The organism is Bradyrhizobium sp. 2TAF36 (assembly GCF_052114925.1).
Lineage (GTDB): Bacteria > Pseudomonadota > Alphaproteobacteria > Rhizobiales > Xanthobacteraceae > Bradyrhizobium > Bradyrhizobium barranii.
Map to the genome: position 1 here is coordinate 15,888 of NZ_JBFRFR010000055.1, position 17,563 is coordinate 33,450.

13 protein-coding genes are annotated in these 17,563 nt (G+C 64.7%); 6 read left to right on the forward strand and 7 right to left on the reverse strand.

The features are described 5' to 3' along the window. Positions 1-125: 125 nt before the first annotated feature. From AB4Z51_RS28685 to AB4Z51_RS28705, 5 genes are all read right to left on the reverse strand, one after another. Entirely contained in the window at positions 126-956 is an 831-nt protein-coding gene (locus tag AB4Z51_RS28685) for an MlaD family protein (protein ID WP_441498456.1), read from the reverse strand. A 144-nt stretch (positions 957-1,100) separates the two neighbouring features. Then, entirely contained in the window at positions 1,101-3,320 is a 2,220-nt protein-coding gene (locus tag AB4Z51_RS28690; RefSeq protein WP_441498457.1) for an acetate--CoA ligase family protein, read from the reverse strand. 215 nt (positions 3,321-3,535) lie between these two features. Continuing rightward, positions 3,536-4,510, reverse strand: coding sequence for a glycosyltransferase family 2 protein (locus tag AB4Z51_RS28695; RefSeq protein ID WP_441498458.1), 975 nt, complete (start codon positions 4,508-4,510; stop codon positions 3,536-3,538). A gap of 153 nt (positions 4,511-4,663) precedes the next feature. After that, on the reverse strand, positions 4,664-5,233 hold the full coding sequence (locus tag AB4Z51_RS28700) for a class GN sortase (protein ID WP_441498495.1): 570 nt from the start codon (positions 5,231-5,233) through the stop codon (positions 4,664-4,666). A gap of 181 nt (positions 5,234-5,414) precedes the next feature. Further along, the gene (locus tag AB4Z51_RS28705) at positions 5,415-7,679 is read right to left on the reverse strand and encodes a marine proteobacterial sortase target protein (protein ID WP_441498459.1); all 2,265 of its coding nucleotides are present in this window, start codon (positions 7,677-7,679) and stop codon (positions 5,415-5,417) included. Positions 7,680-7,866: 187 nt separating this feature from the next. Here AB4Z51_RS28705 and AB4Z51_RS28710 point away from each other — a divergent pair, with 187 nt between their 5' ends. Both AB4Z51_RS28710 and AB4Z51_RS28715 read left to right on the forward strand, forming a co-directional pair. After that, positions 7,867-8,637 (forward strand): helix-turn-helix transcriptional regulator, encoded by a 771-nt coding sequence (locus AB4Z51_RS28710; RefSeq protein WP_166071581.1) that lies wholly within the window; start codon positions 7,867-7,869, stop codon positions 8,635-8,637. A 48-nt stretch (positions 8,638-8,685) separates the two neighbouring features. After that, on the forward strand, positions 8,686-10,176 hold the full coding sequence (locus AB4Z51_RS28715) for a glycosyltransferase family 2 protein (protein ID WP_441498460.1): 1,491 nt from the start codon (positions 8,686-8,688) through the stop codon (positions 10,174-10,176). On the opposite strand, the gene AB4Z51_RS28720 is transcribed toward AB4Z51_RS28715, so the two are convergent. Together AB4Z51_RS28720 and AB4Z51_RS28725 are read right to left on the reverse strand one after the other, a co-directional pair. Then, entirely contained in the window at positions 10,173-11,393 is a 1,221-nt protein-coding gene (locus AB4Z51_RS28720) for an ABC transporter substrate-binding protein (protein WP_441498461.1), read from the reverse strand. The two genes, AB4Z51_RS28715 and AB4Z51_RS28720, sit on opposite strands and share 4 nt — an antisense overlap. Positions 11,394-11,481: 88 nt before the next feature. Beyond that, entirely contained in the window at positions 11,482-13,032 is a 1,551-nt protein-coding gene (locus AB4Z51_RS28725) for an acyl-CoA synthetase (RefSeq protein ID WP_441498462.1), read from the reverse strand. A gap of 264 nt (positions 13,033-13,296) precedes the next feature. On the opposite strand from AB4Z51_RS28725, the gene AB4Z51_RS28730 reads away from it, so the two are divergent. The 4 genes from AB4Z51_RS28730 (at position 13,297) to AB4Z51_RS28745 (ending at position 17,430) form a co-directional block, all read left to right on the forward strand. Beyond that, a complete protein-coding gene (locus AB4Z51_RS28730) occupies positions 13,297-14,433 on the forward strand; it encodes an acyl-CoA dehydrogenase family protein (RefSeq protein ID WP_208083600.1) in 1,137 nt (378 codons plus the stop codon). A 169-nt stretch (positions 14,434-14,602) separates the two neighbouring features. Then, on the forward strand, positions 14,603-15,766 hold the full coding sequence (locus AB4Z51_RS28735; RefSeq protein WP_441498496.1) for an acyl-CoA dehydrogenase family protein: 1,164 nt from the start codon (positions 14,603-14,605) through the stop codon (positions 15,764-15,766). Then, the gene (locus AB4Z51_RS28740; protein WP_441498463.1) at positions 15,766-16,422 is read left to right on the forward strand and encodes a glutathione S-transferase family protein; all 657 of its coding nucleotides are present in this window, start codon (positions 15,766-15,768) and stop codon (positions 16,420-16,422) included. Before AB4Z51_RS28735 ends, AB4Z51_RS28740 begins: the two co-directional genes overlap by 1 nt. Before the next feature lie 207 nt (positions 16,423-16,629). Further along, positions 16,630-17,430: a helix-turn-helix domain-containing protein gene (locus AB4Z51_RS28745; RefSeq protein ID WP_071909063.1), complete on the forward strand. Its 801-nt coding sequence runs from the start codon at positions 16,630-16,632 to the stop codon at positions 17,428-17,430. The last annotated feature ends 133 nt before the right edge of the window (positions 17,431-17,563 follow it).

Below are 17,563 nucleotides of genomic sequence, written 5' to 3' on the forward strand. Positions count from 1 at the left end.
GCAATGCGAACCGAGGTGGGGTGACAGCCTTTCCGCATTGCGCGCTGCCCGTGGGGAGAGATCACCCCACCCCGCTCGCGCTGCGCGCGATCGACCCTCCCCCTCCAGGGGAGGGTAAGAGGTCTCTACTGCTTCTTCTGCGGAGGCTTGCGCGGCGGGCGCGGGGCGGCGGCAGGCCCCGGCGTGCCGCTCATCTTGTTGGCGGCCTCGCTGACGTCGAGCAGCGAGCGGCGGGTGTCCTCGAGGAAGCTCGCCGATTTCTTCTTCATGGTGTCGGCGAGTTCGTGCAGCCCTTTGATCTTCTCGAATAGCTCGTCGGCCTTGCCGTCGACGAAGCCGGGCACCACGCTCTCGATCTTCGTGACCGCCTTGTCGAAGCCCGCGAAGGCGCTGTCGACCTTGGCCATGACGGAGTCGATTTCGCCGCCCTTGCTTCTGAGATCGGCGGTGTAGTTCTCGAACGTGCGCAGGCCGTCCTTGATCGCAGGGGCATTGCTGACGATCGTGCGATCGACGCTGTGCAGGGTGTCGACGATGGATTCGGCGTCGCTGAGATCGGCGATCAGCATGGGGACGCCGTCCGTATCCAGCGGCACCGGCGGCGCGGAGGGCGCGCCGCCGATCAACGAAATCGCGGCGACGCCGGTGAGACCCTGGAACTCGATGCCCGCAACCGTGTCCTTGCGAATCGGCGCGGTGTTGTCGAGCAACACCAGCGCCACGATCTTGCGCGGATTATCCAGCTTGATCGACAGGATCTGGCCCGCGGGAACACCGTCGAAATTGACCGGCCCGCCGCGGCGGAGGCCGCTGGCGGAGCCGCCCTCGAACACCACGCGCAACTGGCTCCGGCTCTGGGCGGTGCGCCATTTCTGCACGCCGAGCACGCCGCCGAACGCCACGGCGATGACCGCCAGCGTCGCCGTTCCGATTACGAGGTTGCTCGCGCGTGCCATGCAGGGCGATTTTACGGCCAAAGCGGGATGGTTGGAAGGACGATGCTGCGGCCGCAATACTAGRGCGGGCGGGTTAACGACTTGTCCGCCGTAGCTCGAAGAGCGAAGGCGGAAGCGTAACCCGCCAATCCGCCTTACGCGACATCAATGCCCTGCCGCGCGTTTTGCCGCAGCATTGTTCAATACGATCAGCGCGTCGACGGCGATGCCCGTTTTGGTGTTGATCAGGAACGGGTTGACGTCGATCGAGGCGATCCGGTCGCCGGCATCTGCGATCAAATTGGACAGGCCGACCAGCGCTTTCACCGCGGAGGCCTCGTGCAAGGCCGGCTTGCCGCGATAGCCACGCATCTTGATGCCGGCCTTGGTGCGGCCGATCAGGAGCCGGGCCTCGGCCTCGTCGAGCGGTGCGCCGGCGAGTGCGACGTCCTTCATCAGCTCGATGTCGATGCCGCCGGTGCCGAACAGCACGACCGGACCCATCTCGGCATCGAGCGACGCGCCGACCACGAGCTCGAGATCGGCCTTGACCTGCTGCGCGATCAGGATGCCGTCGAGCTTCGGCTTGCCCTTCAACTTCGCCACCCGCGCGGTGATGTCGGCGAATGCCTTCTTCACCTCCGCCGCGCTGGCGAGGTTCAGCACCACGCCGCCGATGTCGGATTTGTGCAGGATCTCGGCGCTGACGACTTTTGCCACGACCGGGAAACCGATCTGCTTCGCGATCTTCGCGGCGTCCGCCGCCGTCTGCGCAATCGCCTCCTTCGAGATCGGGATGCCGTAGGCCTTCAGCAGCTTCTTCGAGGCAACCTCGTCGAGCGCGGCACCGCTCGCCGATTTCAGCGCCTTCTCCAGCACGGCGCGGGCGGCAGGCTTCGAGCTCGAGGCGATGTCGGGCACTGCCTTGCGCAGCTTCGCATAGTCGAGCAGCGATTTGATCGCGGTCACCGCGCGGTCCATGCCCTGCATGACCGCGAGATGCGGCAGCGATTTGCGCAAGCCTTTGGTGAATTCGGTGAAGCCGACCGACATCGCGCTGATGTAGATCACCGGCTTGCCGGCCCGGCTCGCCATCCCATCAACGATGCGCAGATTGCGCTCGCGCAACTCGTGCGGCGCCTTGGGCAGTTCGGCATCGATGATGACGATGTCGATATCGGGGTCGTCGATCATCAGCTCGATCGACTTCATGTAGACGGAGGGATCGACCACCGCGGCAAAGCCGGCATCGAGCGGATTGCCGACGATCGAGCCCGGCCCGAGCATCTTCGCCAGTTCGGAGCCGACGTGCGGGCTCAGCGGCGCAAAGTTCAGGCCTTCGGCATAGAAGGCGTCAAGCAGCATGCCACGCTTGCCGCCTGATAGTGTGACCGCGGCGAGCCGGTCGCCCTTGGGCACGGCCGCGTGAACGAAGCATTCGGTGGTCTCGATCAGCTCGTCGAGCCCGCCAACCCGGATCACGCCTTCACGGGTCGCGATGGCGTCGAACGTCTCGATTGAGCCTGCGAGCGCACCGGTATGCGCCATCGCCGCGGCGCGGCCGCCCTCGGACGAACCGAGCTTGAGCGCGATGACCGGCTTGCTTGCGGCGCGCGCGGCCTTGCAGGCGTCGCGAAACGCCTTGGTATTGCGCACGCCTTCGAGGTAGACCACGATCACCTTGATGCTCGGATCCTCGGCGAAATAGCGCATCAGGTCCGGCGTCTCGAGCCCGGCCTCGTTGCCGGTCGTCACCATGTAGCCGACCCCGACGCCACGATCCTCCAGCGCCTGCCGGATCGCCATCACGATGGCGCCGGACTGTCCGGCAATCGCCACCGCACCCTGTTCCATGGTGACGACACGGTCGTCGATATTGGTGAAGAGCTTTTCGCCCGCGCTCAGATTGCCGAGGCAGTTCGGGCCGGTGACCGCGAGCCCCGTTTCGCGTATCGCGGCTTGCAATTCGGTAGCGAGCTTCTGGCTCTCCTCATCCTGCAACTCGCTGAAGCCCGAGGTGACGATGGTGGCCGAGCGCGCGCCGGCCGCGGCGGCGTCGCGGATCACCTGCACGGCAAAGCGCGCGGGCACCAGCACCAGCACGTGATCGGGCTTTTCCGGGAGGCTCGCAAAATCCTTGTAGCAGGGCACGCCCCAGACGGTGTCGCGCTTGGCGTTGACCGGATAGAGCCCGCCCTCGTAGCCGTACTTGACGAGGTTGTTCCAGATGCGCTCGGCATAATTGCCGGGCTTGTCGGTCGCGCCCACCAGCACGATGTTGTGCGGGTGCAGCATGGCGTGGATGCCCTTGACGACATCGCTGGCATCGGGCGCTGGAGACCATGGACGCGGAGAAACAGACGCAGCAGGTACCTGGGCTTCCATGGCGCTTTACCTCTTGTTCTTGTTGCAGCGCCCTGTCTTGCGCCGGCGTCTGGTGGGGCTGATCGTGATGGCTCCATGCCGCGTGGCGGAATGGTGCATGTTTCGCGACAACGCTAGCATCACCAGACTTTTGGCGAAAGTGCGAACGATCGGACGACGTGCCACGACTGCGTGCCGCGCATTCTTTCCAATGGTGATCACGCCTCTGCTATCGTTCAGTAACGCAGCAGGCGCAGCTTGTAGGCGTAGTGATAGGCCAATTGCTTCGCGAGATAGGAAGCGATGGCGCGCCGGATCTGCATCTGCGTCGGATCGAAGCCGAGAACGCGGCGCCGCAGGATGCCCATCTCCCTGACGCCGAGCGCGTAGGTCGAAGCCGTCTTCTGTGCATCGTGGATGCGGAAGCAGGCGAGAAATCGCGGCAGGCGCACGAATTTGAATTCTGCGGCTTGCGCCCGCAGGATGAAATCCCAGTCCATCGCGTAGTGGAAGCTCTCGTCGATGGGCCCGATCCTGTCCCACACGCGCTTGCGCCAGAACATCGTCTCCTGCGGGATGTAGTCGGCATATTGCAAAGCCTTGCCGTCATGGGGCGGCAGCACGGCGCGTCCGACCTCGAGCCCCTCGCGGTCGACGAAAACACGATGGCCGTAGACGACGTCGACATCGGGATGCGACATGAAATAGTCGGTGACATAGGCGAGCGCTCCGGGCAGCAGCATGTCATCGCTGTTGAGATAGGCCATGATCTCGCAGTCGGCACCGGCGAAGCCGAGATTGATGGCGTTCGACTGCCCCTCGTCCGGCTCGCTCGTCCAGCTGATGCTCTCACCTCGGCTCTTCAGGAGATCGATCGTGCCGTCGATCGAGGCGCCGTCCTGCACGTGATAAGTCAGCTTCGGATAGTTCTGACTGACGATGCTCTCGATCGTGGCGCCGAGATATTGCGCCTGATTGTAGCTCGGTGTGACCATCGTGATCCGCGGCGCATTCGCCGGGATCGCGGGCGCAGGCGGGAAGGCAGTCAGGTTGAGCAGACGCGGCGGATATTGCTCGAAGGTCCACATCGGCGGGCGTCGCCAGCGTCTCTGTCCGGCAGCAATGAGGTCCTGATTCCGTTCAAGGAGCGCGACACGATTTTCGAGTTGCTCCAGCCGCTGTTCGAGGCGCTGCCTGAACTCGTCGTCCATTACAGGTTGTCCTGAAAATTACAGCGCCAAAAGATCAATCGGCTGTTCTTACAGGTCTATGGGAGACGACGCCAGTTCAGCGGCCCGATCAAGCGCGGTTCCCCGGCTGTTCGGCGCGGTCTCTATCGATCCCGGATGGCCGATTGCGAACCGCTATTCACCTGTTTCGATCAAGGTGGCATGCAGGACGTAGCGCTCGGGCCCGGGCGTGACGGCGTCGAAGGGCCAGCAGGTTGTGAGCACCAGTTCGACRTCTTGCGCCGCGGGATCGATGCCGGACTCATCGAAGCGAACCACAGCGGAGGAATCCGCCCGATAGCGAAAGTGCTTTCCGTCACGGCGTGTGACATCGATTACGTCACCAATGGCGACATTCCGCAGGAAGCGGAAATGTGTATCGCGGTGCGCAGCATATACGGCAATGCCGCGCTCGCCGGCATCAGCCGTTTGGTGGATATGGCCGGGTCCGAACGCGAGGGCCTGGCCGCTGGTGCCTTCCAGCACGATCGCGCTGGCCCCGATCCGCTTCACCTCGATCCGCGCGACCGGCCAGGTGTCGGCCCATGACCATGGCTTGACCGCCTCGCCGGTCGCAACGCTCCTGTCGAACGCGCGCTCCAGCAGCACCTGCGCGAGCCAGGCCTTGGCATGGATGTAGGCGCCGTCACCGAACAGGATGAGGCCGACAAGCGCAACAGCGACGGGGGAGATGAGGCGGGGCATAATGGTCCTTCCCCCGTCATTGCGAGCGAAGCGGAGCAATCCAGATTGTCTCCGTGGCGGCAGTCTGGATTGCTTCGTCGCTTCGCTCCTCGCAATGACGGCTGATAAAAAGGCGCGCGCGGCCGTTGGTATGGGACGGGCAGCCGCGCGCGCTAACAGAGGAGTTCGGGGGGCTCCTCTCTCAAACGGCGTCAGTGAGCAAGGGCTGACGCCGGTTGAACACGTACAGGATCAGGGCGAGCACGATCAGGATGAAACCTGCGATCATCTTTAGCTCGGCTGAGGTCGCGGTCTTCGGTAGACGGATCGCATCCGGCGCGGCGGGCGTCGGCCGCCTCGTCGTCGGCTGGTTGCGCGCATCCGCATGGCGTTCGCGCAACTGTGTGGGCGTCAGGTGCGGTCGCTCACCAAAAACCTTCTCGAAATCCCAGCCGGCCGGCAGGTTGAGCGGCAGCTCGCTGAGCTTGAGCGGCGCGCCCTCGGGGCGGCTCGGCGTCTTGTCGACCGCGACGAGGCTGGTGAGCCGCGTGACGATCTGATGGTCGAGCGCCAGCGCCAGGATCGCCTTGTCGGAGTCTTCGGGCGTCATCTCGCGCATGGTACGCGCCACCTCGGCGTCGCCGATCTTGCGCTTGGCCCAGAGTTTTGACAGGCCCTTGCCTTCGGCGGCGTTTTGCAGCGGCAGCGTCACCGACCACGGGCGGTCGCCGACGCGTCCCTTGATCTCGAGCGAGCCGGCGAGCTTGTCGAGCTTCGCCGCCAGCACCAGCGGTTCGTCGCGATAGACGTCGGGAATGATCGCAGGCGTCACGTCCGCCTTGGCGTCGGAGAACTTTACGCTGAGGCCGGTCACGGCCGGGTTTTCCAGCTTGGCGAACAGGCCGCGCATGCGCTCCTCGACCTGCTCGACGGAGCCGATATGGGTGAAGGCCCCGCGGCCGAGCTCGGCGGCGCGCGTCATCAGATAGGTATTGGGTGCGGATCCGATGCCGACCATGAACACGCGCGAGCGGCCCCTCATCGCAGTGATCGTTTCGAACAATTGCTGCTCGTTGCCGATCGCGCCGTCGGTCAGGAACACCACCTGGCGGACCATGCCGGTGTCGCCAGCCTTGTCGGTCAGCGCCGCGCGCATCGCCGGCACCATCTCGGTGCCGCCGCGCGCCTGCAAGGCACTGACGAACGAAGTGGCTTCACCGACATGCGTGGCGTCGGCCGGCACGGAGGCCGGGAACAGCACATCCATGGTGTCGTCGAAGCGGATGACGTTGAAGCGGTCGTTGGGTTGAAGGCGAGAGAGGGCGTAAGTCAGGCTGGCCTTGGCCTGAACGATCGACGTACCGCCCATCGAGCCCGAATTGTCGATCACGAAGACGACCTCGCGCGGCAGCGGCTTTTGCGTCGTCTGCTCGGCACTGGGCGGGGTGACGAAGGCGAGCAAATAATCGGCACCGCCGACACGCTCGCGGAACAGGCCAACCGACGGTGCCTTCTCCGCGGCCGGCTTCCAGGTCAGCTCGAAATCGCGGTCGGCGGCCACGGCGCCGTCAGCGAGCGTGACGATTCGCGTCGCATTGTCCGGGCTCTCGACCTTGACGTTATGGTGGTGACTCCTGACCTCGCCGAGCGCGAAGCCTGCCTTCAGGCGGACCGTGATGCTGGTCGGATTGACCGGCGCGTTCCTGGCGGGATCCAGCACCGGCGGCGAGATACGGTCGCGGTCCGGCACCGGCTCCGAATTGGTCGCGCCCCAGCCCGAGCCGTCCTTGCGGAAGTCGACGCTCTGCACGATCGGCGCCGGATTGTAGCGCGGCCCGACCACCAGCGGCAGCCGCAGCGAATATTCATTGCCGGATTGATGCACCGGCTCCTGATATTCGATCTGCACCAGCACGGTTTCGCCGGGACCGATATTGGCGACCGAATTGGTGAAGATGTTCGGCCGCTCCTGCTCCGTGAGCGCGGCCTTCTGGCCGGCACGGCGCGCCTGCTCGTAGATCACCCGTGCCTGCTGCCGCTCCTTGATGTCGCCGATGATGACGCGGTCGCCGACCACCATTTTCAGCGTGTCGACGGCGCCACCGGTGGGAAGCGGATAAACGTAGGTCGCCTCGACCCAGTCCTTGGTCGGATTGCGGAAGACCTGGGTGACGCGGGCGCGCAGCGTCGGGCCTGATACCGTGATGTCGACGTCGATGCCGAGGCGGATCGCCTCCGTGTAGGCACCGTCCTCCTTCAGGAGAAGGGTGCCGGATTTGGCATCGCCGGGCTGGAGCAGGCTGGCCTGCTCCGTCGTCGCCGACCATCCGGGCTCAAGACTCACGAGCAGGGCCACGAAGGCGACCAGCATCACTGCGATGCCCTGCACCAGAAGAAACAATCCGAGCTTGATCAGCCGCCCCAGCATGGGGTGCTCGTCGCTGTCGGCTGTGTCGTAGCTATCCATTTCGCCTGCTCCCGAAGGGTGTTCGCTGGCTCGGAGCATCCGTCGGGAGCGCCTGAATGCGCGAGCAGAATGATCGGCAATGTTCCGCCGCGGCCGGCCCCGGCAGGCCAWGGCCGGGATCGCCATGTACGGTTTTGTGCTGGTTTGTCCGCCCTGCTAGACTGGTGTCCGTGGAGCAGGGTTGACGATGCAGACGCAGGATAAAGTCACCGACAGGCAGCTTTCGGACGAGCAGAGCCGCGAGATCGCGGAGACCATTCGCGAGGAGCTCGCCAGGCGCCGGATTTCCCGGCAGGCGTTGGCCGAGCAGGCCAAGCTCAGCCTGTCGACGCTGGAGAAGGTGCTCGGCGGCCGGCGGCCGTTCACGCTGGCAACGACCGTACGGCTGGAGCAGGCGCTGGGCGTCTCCTTGCGCAAAAGCGCCGCCGTGGTGACGCCTCCGGCCGCAAACGATGTCGCGCCCGACAGCCTCGGCTCCTATGCGCATCGCGCGGTGACCTGGCTCGAGGACGTCTACATCACGCTGCGGCCGTCCTTCGGCGACAAGGATGCGATCTTCGCCTATCGCACCGAGATCGTCTGGGAGCCGAAGGTGTCTTCACTGGTGTTCCGCGAGGGCGAGCGGACCGATGCCGCCTATGAGCATACCGGCGAGGTTGCGGTGCCGCATCAGTCCGGCTTCATCTATCTCGTCATCATCAAGCACGGCCAGCATCGCGTGATCACGGTGTCGCGGCCGACGGTTGCCGGCGAGATGTACGGCATCATCTCGACGCTCCGCGCCGGACCCGGCTCGCAACTGACGCCGATCGCAGCGCCGATCGCCTATGTGCCGCTCCGCAACGTCGCGAAGCCGTCCCTGGGACGGGTCGGCCCCGACGATGCCAACCACGCATTGTATGGAAAGCATCTGCGCCGCACGGTGGAGGAATCGTTCGCGTTGTTTCTGTCGGTATAGTCCGCGAGAAAGAGTCCGGAATGGCGTCGCGTGCGTCTATAAGGGAACATGCAGGACGTGCCCGCACCATACGGTGGTGAATCTCCGCTGTTCTCCATCATCATCCCGCTGGAACATCACCGCGGGCAGTGGGAGCTGTCCTGGCTCGGCTGGACGTCGCAGACCGCCGACAAATCGCTTTACGAAATCATTCTGGTGGTGCCGCCTGATTTCGAGGCACTCAATGAGCTGAAGGCGCTGGCCGGCGGCAAAGCGCGCCTCGAATTCACCAATTCGGACCATGACATCGGGCTCTGCGCCTTCGGCGCCGCCAAGGCCCGCGGCAAATATCTGTTCTTTACGGAGTCGCATTGCCGGCCCGAGCCTGACGTGATGGAGGCCTGCATCCGCGCGATCGGCGCTCGTCCCGACTGGGCGGGGTTCTCCTGCCAGTCGGTGCCGATCTGCCATAATCGGCTGTCCGTGGCGGAGGCCGCCATGTACCAGGCCGACATCGAGTTCGGCATGAAGCAGCATCCCTGGCGCAAGGTGCTGGACCAGTGCTTCGTGACGCGGCGCGACGTCTATTGGGAATGCGGCGGCCTGCGCGAGGAGCTCGGCCATTTCGCCGAATGGGTGCTCGCCGCCGCGTATCACGCGAGGGGCCATACGATCGGCTATCTCGAGGAGGCGCGCTTCCATCACTACTATATCGGCGAAATCGGCGAGCTGAAGACATTCACGCTCGATTTCGTGCAGGGCGAGATCCGCCATCTCAGCGAAGCGCGCAACGATCCCGGCAGCGAGCTGCTCGAAGCTCCGGTCGAGTGGAGCAGCCGCGGCGACTTCAACGTCGTGCTGGCGCGTAGCGCCCTTGGTGCACGGATGCGCGCCGGCCGCGTGACAAGCGAAGGCCTGCAGGCGATCGGGCGTTGGGGCGCGATCGCACTGGCCGGCGACCGCCTTGCGCTTGGTCTTGCACGTGTGTCGGCGGGCTATGCGCGCTGCAGTCTGACCCTGCTCACCATGGGCGGCTCTCGCGGCAGCATCGCGCGCTGGCTGAAGCGTTATATCGCCGCGCTGATCCACTATCAGCGCCTCTATTGTATCCGTGGCATTCGGGGGAGCCTTGGCGGAGCTGCGCAGAATCTCGGCGATCAGATGGTCGCACAGGCCGGCTTCCATGCCTGGGAGGTCTGGCAGGGCCGCAGCTTCCGCTGGAGCGAGCCGGAAGCCGCCGTGCGGATCGAGGCGCCGCCTGGACGCGCCATCATTCGCGTCGCGTCGCCGGAGATTCGCGGGCCGCTGGATCGGATCGGCGTGCTCTTCTATCTCGACGGCGTGCGCGTTGCGGATACCGCGACCGCGATCGACGCGGGTGCCTTCGTTCTTCAGCTCGATCTGCCGCCATCGGGCCGGGCGATCCTGGCATGGGCCTGTCCGCGTTTTGCGGCCATCGATGACCCGCGCCGGCTCGGCCTGCCGGTCGCGGGGATCGACGTCAGTGCAGGCGAAGACGTCAGCTGCACGTCTCCGCCCGTTGCTGCGATGCGTGGCTAGCCGCCCGTTTCGGCGCTGATGATGTCGCCGAACAGCTCCCATTGGCCCTTCTTGAACCGCCACATCTTGAGCTGCTCGATTGGCGCGAAGTCGGTGGCCGAGGTGTTGATCTTGATCCCCGGGATCAGCGTATCAGGGACGAAGTCCTTCAGGTTCGCGGCCTGCTTCATCACGTTCTCGCGGGTCAGATTGTCGCCCGACTGCTTCAGCACCTGCACCATGGTCTGGGCTGCGGCATAGGCGTACACCAGATTGGCGTCCGAGATGTTCGCGCCGGGCATGTACTTGTCGATGAAGGTCATGAACTTCTTCATGCCTTCGTCGTCCTTCCACTGCGGGTCCGACGCATCCTTCAGATAGCCGGCCGACAGCACGCCCTCGGATGCCTCGAGGCCGGCCGGCTTCATCACCGCGCCGATCGACACCGAGACGTCGGTCATCAGGTGCATCGGCTTCCACTCCAGCTCGGCGATCTTCTTGATGGCCTGGGCCGCGAATTTCGGGGTCGCGATGTTCACGAAGACATCGGCGCCGGTGCCCTTGAGCTTGACGATATGGGCATCGATCGACGGCTCCGAGGTCTCGTAGCTCTCCTCCGCCACGATCAGCTTCGACGCCTTTTCGCCGAACACGTCCTTGATGCCGGCGAGGTAGTCCTTGCCGAAATCGTCGTTGGCATAGAAGATCGCGACCTTCGCGTCCGGCTTCTCCTTCAGAATGTATTTTGCGAAGATCTGTGCCTCGACCCGGTAGCTGGGCTGGAAGCCCATCGTCCAGGGAAAGTTCTTCGGGTCGTTCCACTTGCTGGCGCCGGTGGCGAGGAAGAGCTGCGGCACCTTCTTGGAATTGTGATACTTCTGCACGGCGGTCTGGGTCGGCGTGCCCAGCGCGTTGAAGACCAGGAAGACCTCGTCGCTCTCGATCAGCTTGCGGATCTGCTCCACCGTCTTCGGCGGCGAATAGCCGTCGTCATAGGAGATCCAGTTGATCTTGCGGCCGTTGATGCCGCCCTGGTCGTTGATCATCTTGAAATAGGCTTCCTCGGTCTTGCCGATGATGCCGTAGGCGGAGGCGGGACCGGAATAGGCCTCGACATTGCCGATCTTGATCTCGGTGTCGGTGACGCCGGTGTCGTACGCCTTCTGCGCATACGCGGACGGGGTCGCAAGCAGCGTCAACGCCGTTGCTGCGGCAAGCAGGGGGAGTTTCTTGTTCATGAAAATTCCTTGGGGTTTTCTTTGCGGTTTCTTCTGGGTTGGAGCAGGCACGTCAGAAACGAAGAAGCGCCCGCAAGGGGCGCTTTGATCAGGCGTTGGCGACTTTCTTGTCGACTTCGGACGCCACCGAGAATTCTTTCCGCAAGGTCGGCTTGTGGATCTTGCCGGTGGCGTTGCGCGGCAGCGCATCGACGAAGCGCACCTGTCGCGGGCATTTGAAGCGCGCGAGATTGGCTGCGCAGTGCACAAAGACGTCAGCCTCGGTCAGCCGCTGACCGGGCTTGGCCGCCACGATGGCGAGTCCCACTTCGCCCCATTGCGGATCGGGAATGCCGATCACCGCGGCTTCCGCGATCGCGGTGAGCTGATGCAGGACGTTCTCGACCTCGGCCGGATAGACGTTCTCGCCGCCCGAGATGTACATGTCCTTCCAGCGGTCGACGATATAGTAGAAGCCTTCCTCGTCGACGCGCGTCGCATCGCCCGTGTGCAGCCAGCCGTCGGTGAAGGACGTCTTGTTTGCCTCCGGCCTGTTCCAGTAGCCCGGCGTGATGTTCGGGCCCTTGACCCAGAGCTCGCCGAGTTCGCCGACATCGGCATCGCTGCCGTCGGGTCGCACGATCCGCACCTCGGTGTGCAGCACCGGCTTGCCGGCCGAGCCCGCCTTGCGCGCCGCATCCTCGCGATCCAGTACCAGCACGGCCGGCGAGGTCTCGGTCATGCCGTAGCCCTGCTGCAGCGCGACGCCGCGCGCCTCCCAGACTTTGAGCAGCGGCACCGGCATCGGTGCGCCGCCGACACCGCAGACGATCAGCCGGGTCAGGTCGGTGGTCGCGAAGGCCGGATGCTGCGCCATGAACTGGTAGATCGCGGGCACGCCGAAGAAGACGTTGATGCCCTGCGCGGGATCGTTGATCAGGCCGAGCGCCGTGCCGGGATCGAAGGCGCGCATGATCATCACGGTGCCGCCGGCATGCAACACCGGGTTGGTGTAGCAATTGAGCCCGCCGGTGTGGAACAGCGGCAGCACCGTGAGCAGCACCGAGGCCGGGCCGATGCAGGCGGGACCGCCGAGATTGACGCAATTCCAGAAGGTCATGCCATGGGTGATGGTCGCGCCCTTGGGATGGCCCGTGGTGCCCGACGTGTACATGATGGTCGAGACGTCATCGAGCGTGACCTCCTCGGCGCGGGCGAGCGGCTTGGCGGACGCGATGCCGGTCTCGTAAGCGCCGCCGGGGCCGAGCAGCAGGCTGGTCGCGACGTTGCAGAGCTTTGCGACGGCGAGCGCGGTCTCGGCGAGATCAGTGTCGTGGATCATCACCTTCGGCGCGCAATCGCCGGTGATGAACTGGAGCTCGGGAACGGTGAGGCGGGTGTTCAGCGGCACGAAGACGGCGCCGAGCCGTCCGCAGGCGAACTGCACCTCCAGCGTATCGGTCGTGTTCAGCGCCAGCACGGCGACGCGGTCACCGCGCGACACCTTGAGAGTGTCACGGAGAAATCCGGCCAGGCGCGAGACGCGGGCATCGAGCTGCGAATAGGTGAAGCGGCGCTCGCTCGCGAGGTCGATGACCGCGACCTTGTCAGGTGTGCGGCGGCCGTGATGGACGATCCAGTCGTAATAACGAACGGCCAAAATCCCTCCCTCGGCGGTCTTGTGCCGCCTGCGTTCCTATTGCCGGCACCATGCCCGGCGTGGCCCTGGGGCCAGCCGGAGTTTGTGTGCCACGTCTTTTTTTGCCCCGGAGTTGGCCTGCGGGGGGCGAAAATCGTCTTGCGTTGAGTTGCTAGGCCTTAGGCTGCGTGGAGCGGTTCCCCCGGTCAGCCACTCTGCGCAAGTGAACGGCAAATGTTCCGGCCATGGTGGCCAACACGAATCCGCCAGCAGGGCGAGACGACGATGAAGAGCCCGTTCTATACCGACGAGCATGACGCCTTCCGCGAGGTGATGCGCCGCTTCGTCGAGAAAGAGATCACGCCCTTTGCCCATGAATGGGACGAGGCTGGCGAATTTCCCCGCGTGCTCTATCGCAAGGCGGCCGAGATTGGCCTGTTGGGGCTCGGATTCCCCGAGGAATATGGCGGGATCGCCGCCGACCAGTTCATGAAGATCGTCGCGAGCCAGGAATTGGCGCGTGCCGGGGCCGGCGGGGTCAGCGCCAGCCTGATGAGCCACACCATCGGCTCGCCGCCGATCGCGCGGGCGGCGCGCCCGGAAGTGAAGGCGCGGGTGCTACCGCAAGTGCTGTCAGGCGAGAAGATCTCCGCGTTGGCGATCACCGAGCCGGGTGGCGGCTCGGATGTGGCGAACCTCCGCACCAGGGCGCGGCGCGATGGCGATCACTACGTCGTGACCGGCGAGAAGACCTTCATCACCTCAGGGATGCGCGCCGATTATCTGACCGTTGCGGTGCGTACCGGCGGCGAGGGCGCCGGCGGCGTCAGCCTGCTCCTGATCGAGGGCGACACGCCCGGCCTGTCACGCACGAAACTGAAGAAGATGGGCTGGTGGGCCTCCGACACCGCGACGCTGCATTTCGACGACTGCCGCGTGCCGGCCGAAAATCTGATCGGCGAGGAAGGCCAGGGCTTCAAGATCATCATGCGGAATTTCAACAGCGAACGCATGGGCATGGCGGCGGGCTGCACCGCCTTCGCGCGGGTCTGCCTCGACGAGGCGATCGCCTATGCCAAGGAGCGCAAGACTTTTGGCAAGCCGCTCGCCCAGCACCAGGTCATCCGTCACAAGATCGTCGACATGGCGCAGAAGGTCGCGGCATCCCAGTCGATGCTGGAATTGCTGGCCTGGCGGCTGGAGCAGGGCGAGAGCCCGGTCGCCGAGATCTGCATGATGAAGAACCAGGCGACGCAAACCATGGCGTTCTGCGCCTCCGAAGCCGTGCAGATCTTCGGCGGCGCCGGCTTCATGCGCGGCATCAAGGCCGAGCGTATCTACCGCGAGGTCAAGGTCAACGCCATCGGCGGCGGCACCGAGGAGATCATGAAGGATCTGGCGTCAAGGCAGATGGGGCTGTGAACGCCCCACCGTCATGCCCGGGCATAGCCGTCCACAGGACGGCGTCGCTTCCGCTTGCCTATGTCCCGGGCATCCACGTTCTTGCTGCCGGCTGACGAAGACGTGGATGGCCGGGACAAGCCCGGCCATGACGAGCACATTAGAGATACTGAGAGCTGAGCTGACAAAAATGCTATTCACCGCCGACCACGACGACATCCGCCGCTCCTTGCAAAAATTCATCGCCAACGAGATCAAYCCTCATGTCGATGACTGGGAGAAGGCCGACATCTTCCCGGCGCATGAGCTGTTCAAGAAGATGGGCAGCCTCGGTTTCCTCGGCTTGAACAAGCCGGTCGAGTTCGGCGGCTCCGGCCTCGACTATTCCTACGCCCTGATGATGGCGGAGGAGCTTGGCGCCATCACCTGCGGCGGCGTGCCGATGGCGATCGGGGTCCAAACCGACATGGCAACGCCGGCGCTGGCGCGGTTTGGCTCCGACGAGGTGCGGCGCGAATTCCTCAGCCCGTCGATTGCCGGCGATTACGTCGCCTGCATCGGCGTCTCCGAGCCCGGCGCGGGTTCGGACGTTGCCTCGATCAAGACCAATGCACGCTCCGACGGCGACGACTACGTCATCAACGGCGGCAAGATGTGGATCACCAACGGCACGCAGGCCGACTGGATCTGCCTGCTCGCCAACTCCGGCGATGGGCCGGTTCACCGCAACAAGTCGCTGATCTGCGTGCCCATGAAGAGCAAGGGCGTCACGGTGGCGCGAAAGCTCGACAAGATGGGCATGCGCTCCTCCGACACTGCGCAGATCTTCTTCGACAATGTCCGCGTGCCCAAGCGCAACCGGATCGGCGAGGAGGGCAAGGGCTTTACCTACCAGATGATCCAGTTCCAGGAGGAGCGGCTCTGGGGCGCGGCGGCCTGCCTGAAGGCGCATGAATACATCATCAACGAGACCATCGAGTACACGCGTAACCGGAGGGCATTCGGGAAGTCGATCCTCGACAACCAGGTCGTGCACTTCAAGCTCGCGGAGATGCAGACCGAAGTCGAGCTGTTGCGCGCGCTGATCTATCGCGCCGCCGAGCAACTCGTGGCCGGCGAGGACGTGACCAAGCTTGCGACCATGGCCAAGCTGAAAGCCGGCCGGCTCGGGCGCGAGCTCACCGACGCCTGCTTGCAATATTGGGGCGGAATGGGCTTTACCAACGAGACGCCGGTCAGCCGTGCCTATCGCGACAGCCGCCTGACCTCGATCGGCGGCGGCGCCGACGAGGTCATGCTGATGGTCCTGTGCAAGATGATGGGCACGCTGCCCGGCAGTAAAGGTATTTCCTGATGATCACGCTCTATCATTGCGACGCCGCGCGCTCGTTCCGTCCGCTCTGGATGCTGGAGGAGATGGGGCTTCCGTATGAATTGAAGATGCTGCCGTTCCCGCCGCGGGTCTTCGCCAAGGAGTACCTTGCGCTCAATCCGCTCGGCACCATTCCCTTCATGGTCGACGGCGAGACGAAGATGACCGAGTCCTCCGGCATCTGCCATTACCTCGGCATCAAGCACGGACCGACGCCGTTGATGGTCGGACCCGAAGATCCCGCCTATGGCGCGTTCCTGAACTGGATGTATTTTAGCGATGCCACGCTAACCTTCCCGCAGACGCTGGTGCTCCGATACACCCAGCTCGAGCCGGAGGAGCGCCGCAATCCGCAGGTCGCAGGCGATTATGCGAAATGGTTCCTGGGGCGCCTGCGCGCGGTCGAGGCGGCGACGGCCAATGCCGAAACATTGTGCGCAGGCCGCTTCACCGCCGCTGACATTGTCATCGGCTACGCGCTCCGGCTCGCCAACAACGTCGGCCTCGCCAAGGATTTCGGGCCAAATGTCGCAGCCTATTGGGCGCGGCTGCAGCGGCGCGACGGATTCAAGCGCGCGGTTGCGGCGGAGCAGAAGGCCGGCGTCGAGCAGAATGTTGCGCCGCGCGTGAGGGCGTAAGGGAGGCTGTCATTCCGGGGGCGATGCGAAGCGTCGAACCCGGAATCGCGCGCAGCAATCTCCAGGTTCCGGTTTCGGTCCGGCGGACCGCCCCGGAACAATAACGCATGTCTCCATGACAGCGCTATCGCGCCGTGACAGCGCCCAAATTTCCGCTAAGGTGACCTCCGTCCGCAGCGGCCAAAGAGCCGCGCGAGGAGGATCCCAATGGAAGATAACGGTCGCGAATCCGACCATCTGATGCTGATCACGCCGGAGCGGGTATTCTATGCCGGCCTGCTTGGCCGCCCCCGCAAGCGCACCCCCGGCTGCTGCCACGTCTATGTCGCTGTGAAGGGCAGCCTGCATCTGACGATCGACGACGTTCTCGCCACCGGCGAGCTGTTCGTGACCCTGCCGAACCAGCGGCATTCCATCGCCAGCGACTACCGCACTGCAATCAGCGTGACGCTTGAGCCGGAAAGCATGCCGGACGGCGTGATCGAGGCCCTGGCCGAGCGGCTGACCGGACCTGACCGGGCCGTCTATGCCCGCAAGATCCTCGCCGCCTACACGCTGCTGCGCCAGCGCCGCTATGGCGACATCACCACCGCCGAATTCGACGAGATGTGCTTTGGCGAGGCGTTGCCGCGTCGCGTGCTCGATCCGCGCGTGATGCGCGCCGTCGCCCGCATCGGCCGCTTCTCCGGCGAGCCGGTGACGGCGGATACGTGCGCCGCCGAAGCGGGGCTCTCGGCCTCGCGCTTCCTGCATCTGTTCAAGGAGGAGACCGGCATCTCGTTCCGCTCCTTCCGCGCCTGGAAGCGCGCGCGGCATTTGCTGCACTTCGCCAACCAGGACCTCAATCTCGCCCATCTCGCGCAGGACATCGGCTATCCCGACTCGACCCATTTTAGCCATTCGATCCGGCGCTTCTATGGATTGAAACCGCGCGCGATCTTCGTCGGCTCGCGCGACCTCGCGATCTACCGCAGCACCGAGACGGTGAGGCTCGCGGAGGCGAGTTAGGCGCGCTCTCGTAGGGGGGCAAAGCGAAAGCGTGCCCACCATCTTCGTTCAGCGCCAAGACGTGGTGGGCACGGCGCGAGAGCGCCTTGGCCCACCCTACGATAGCCGTGCCTTCCAGCTTCTCCGCGCAAGA

Coding starts and splice junctions, on each gene's coding strand:
- AB4Z51_RS28710 (WP_166071581.1), top strand. CDS start 7,867: ATGCAGACGCAGGATAAAGTCACCGACAGGCAGCTTTCGGACGAGCAG.
- AB4Z51_RS28740 (WP_441498463.1), top strand. CDS start 15,766: ATGATCACGCTCTATCATTGCGACGCCGCGCGCTCGTTCCGTCCGCTC.
- AB4Z51_RS28685 (WP_441498456.1), bottom strand. CDS start 956: ATGGCACGCGCGAGCAACCTCGTAATCGGAACGGCGACGCTGGCGGTC.
- AB4Z51_RS28720 (WP_441498461.1), bottom strand. CDS start 11,393: ATGAACAAGAAACTCCCCCTGCTTGCCGCAGCAACGGCGTTGACGCTG.
- AB4Z51_RS28715 (WP_441498460.1), top strand. CDS start 8,686: ATGCAGGACGTGCCCGCACCATACGGTGGTGAATCTCCGCTGTTCTCC.
- AB4Z51_RS28745 (WP_071909063.1), top strand. CDS start 16,630: ATGGAAGATAACGGTCGCGAATCCGACCATCTGATGCTGATCACGCCG.
- AB4Z51_RS28690 (WP_441498457.1), bottom strand. CDS start 3,320: ATGGAAGCCCAGGTACCTGCTGCGTCTGTTTCTCCGCGTCCATGGTCT.
- AB4Z51_RS28730 (WP_208083600.1), top strand. CDS start 13,297: ATGAAGAGCCCGTTCTATACCGACGAGCATGACGCCTTCCGCGAGGTG.
- AB4Z51_RS28695 (WP_441498458.1), bottom strand. CDS start 4,510: ATGGACGACGAGTTCAGGCAGCGCCTCGAACAGCGGCTGGAGCAACTC.
- AB4Z51_RS28705 (WP_441498459.1), bottom strand. CDS start 7,679: ATGGATAGCTACGACACAGCCGACAGCGACGAGCACCCCATGCTGGGG.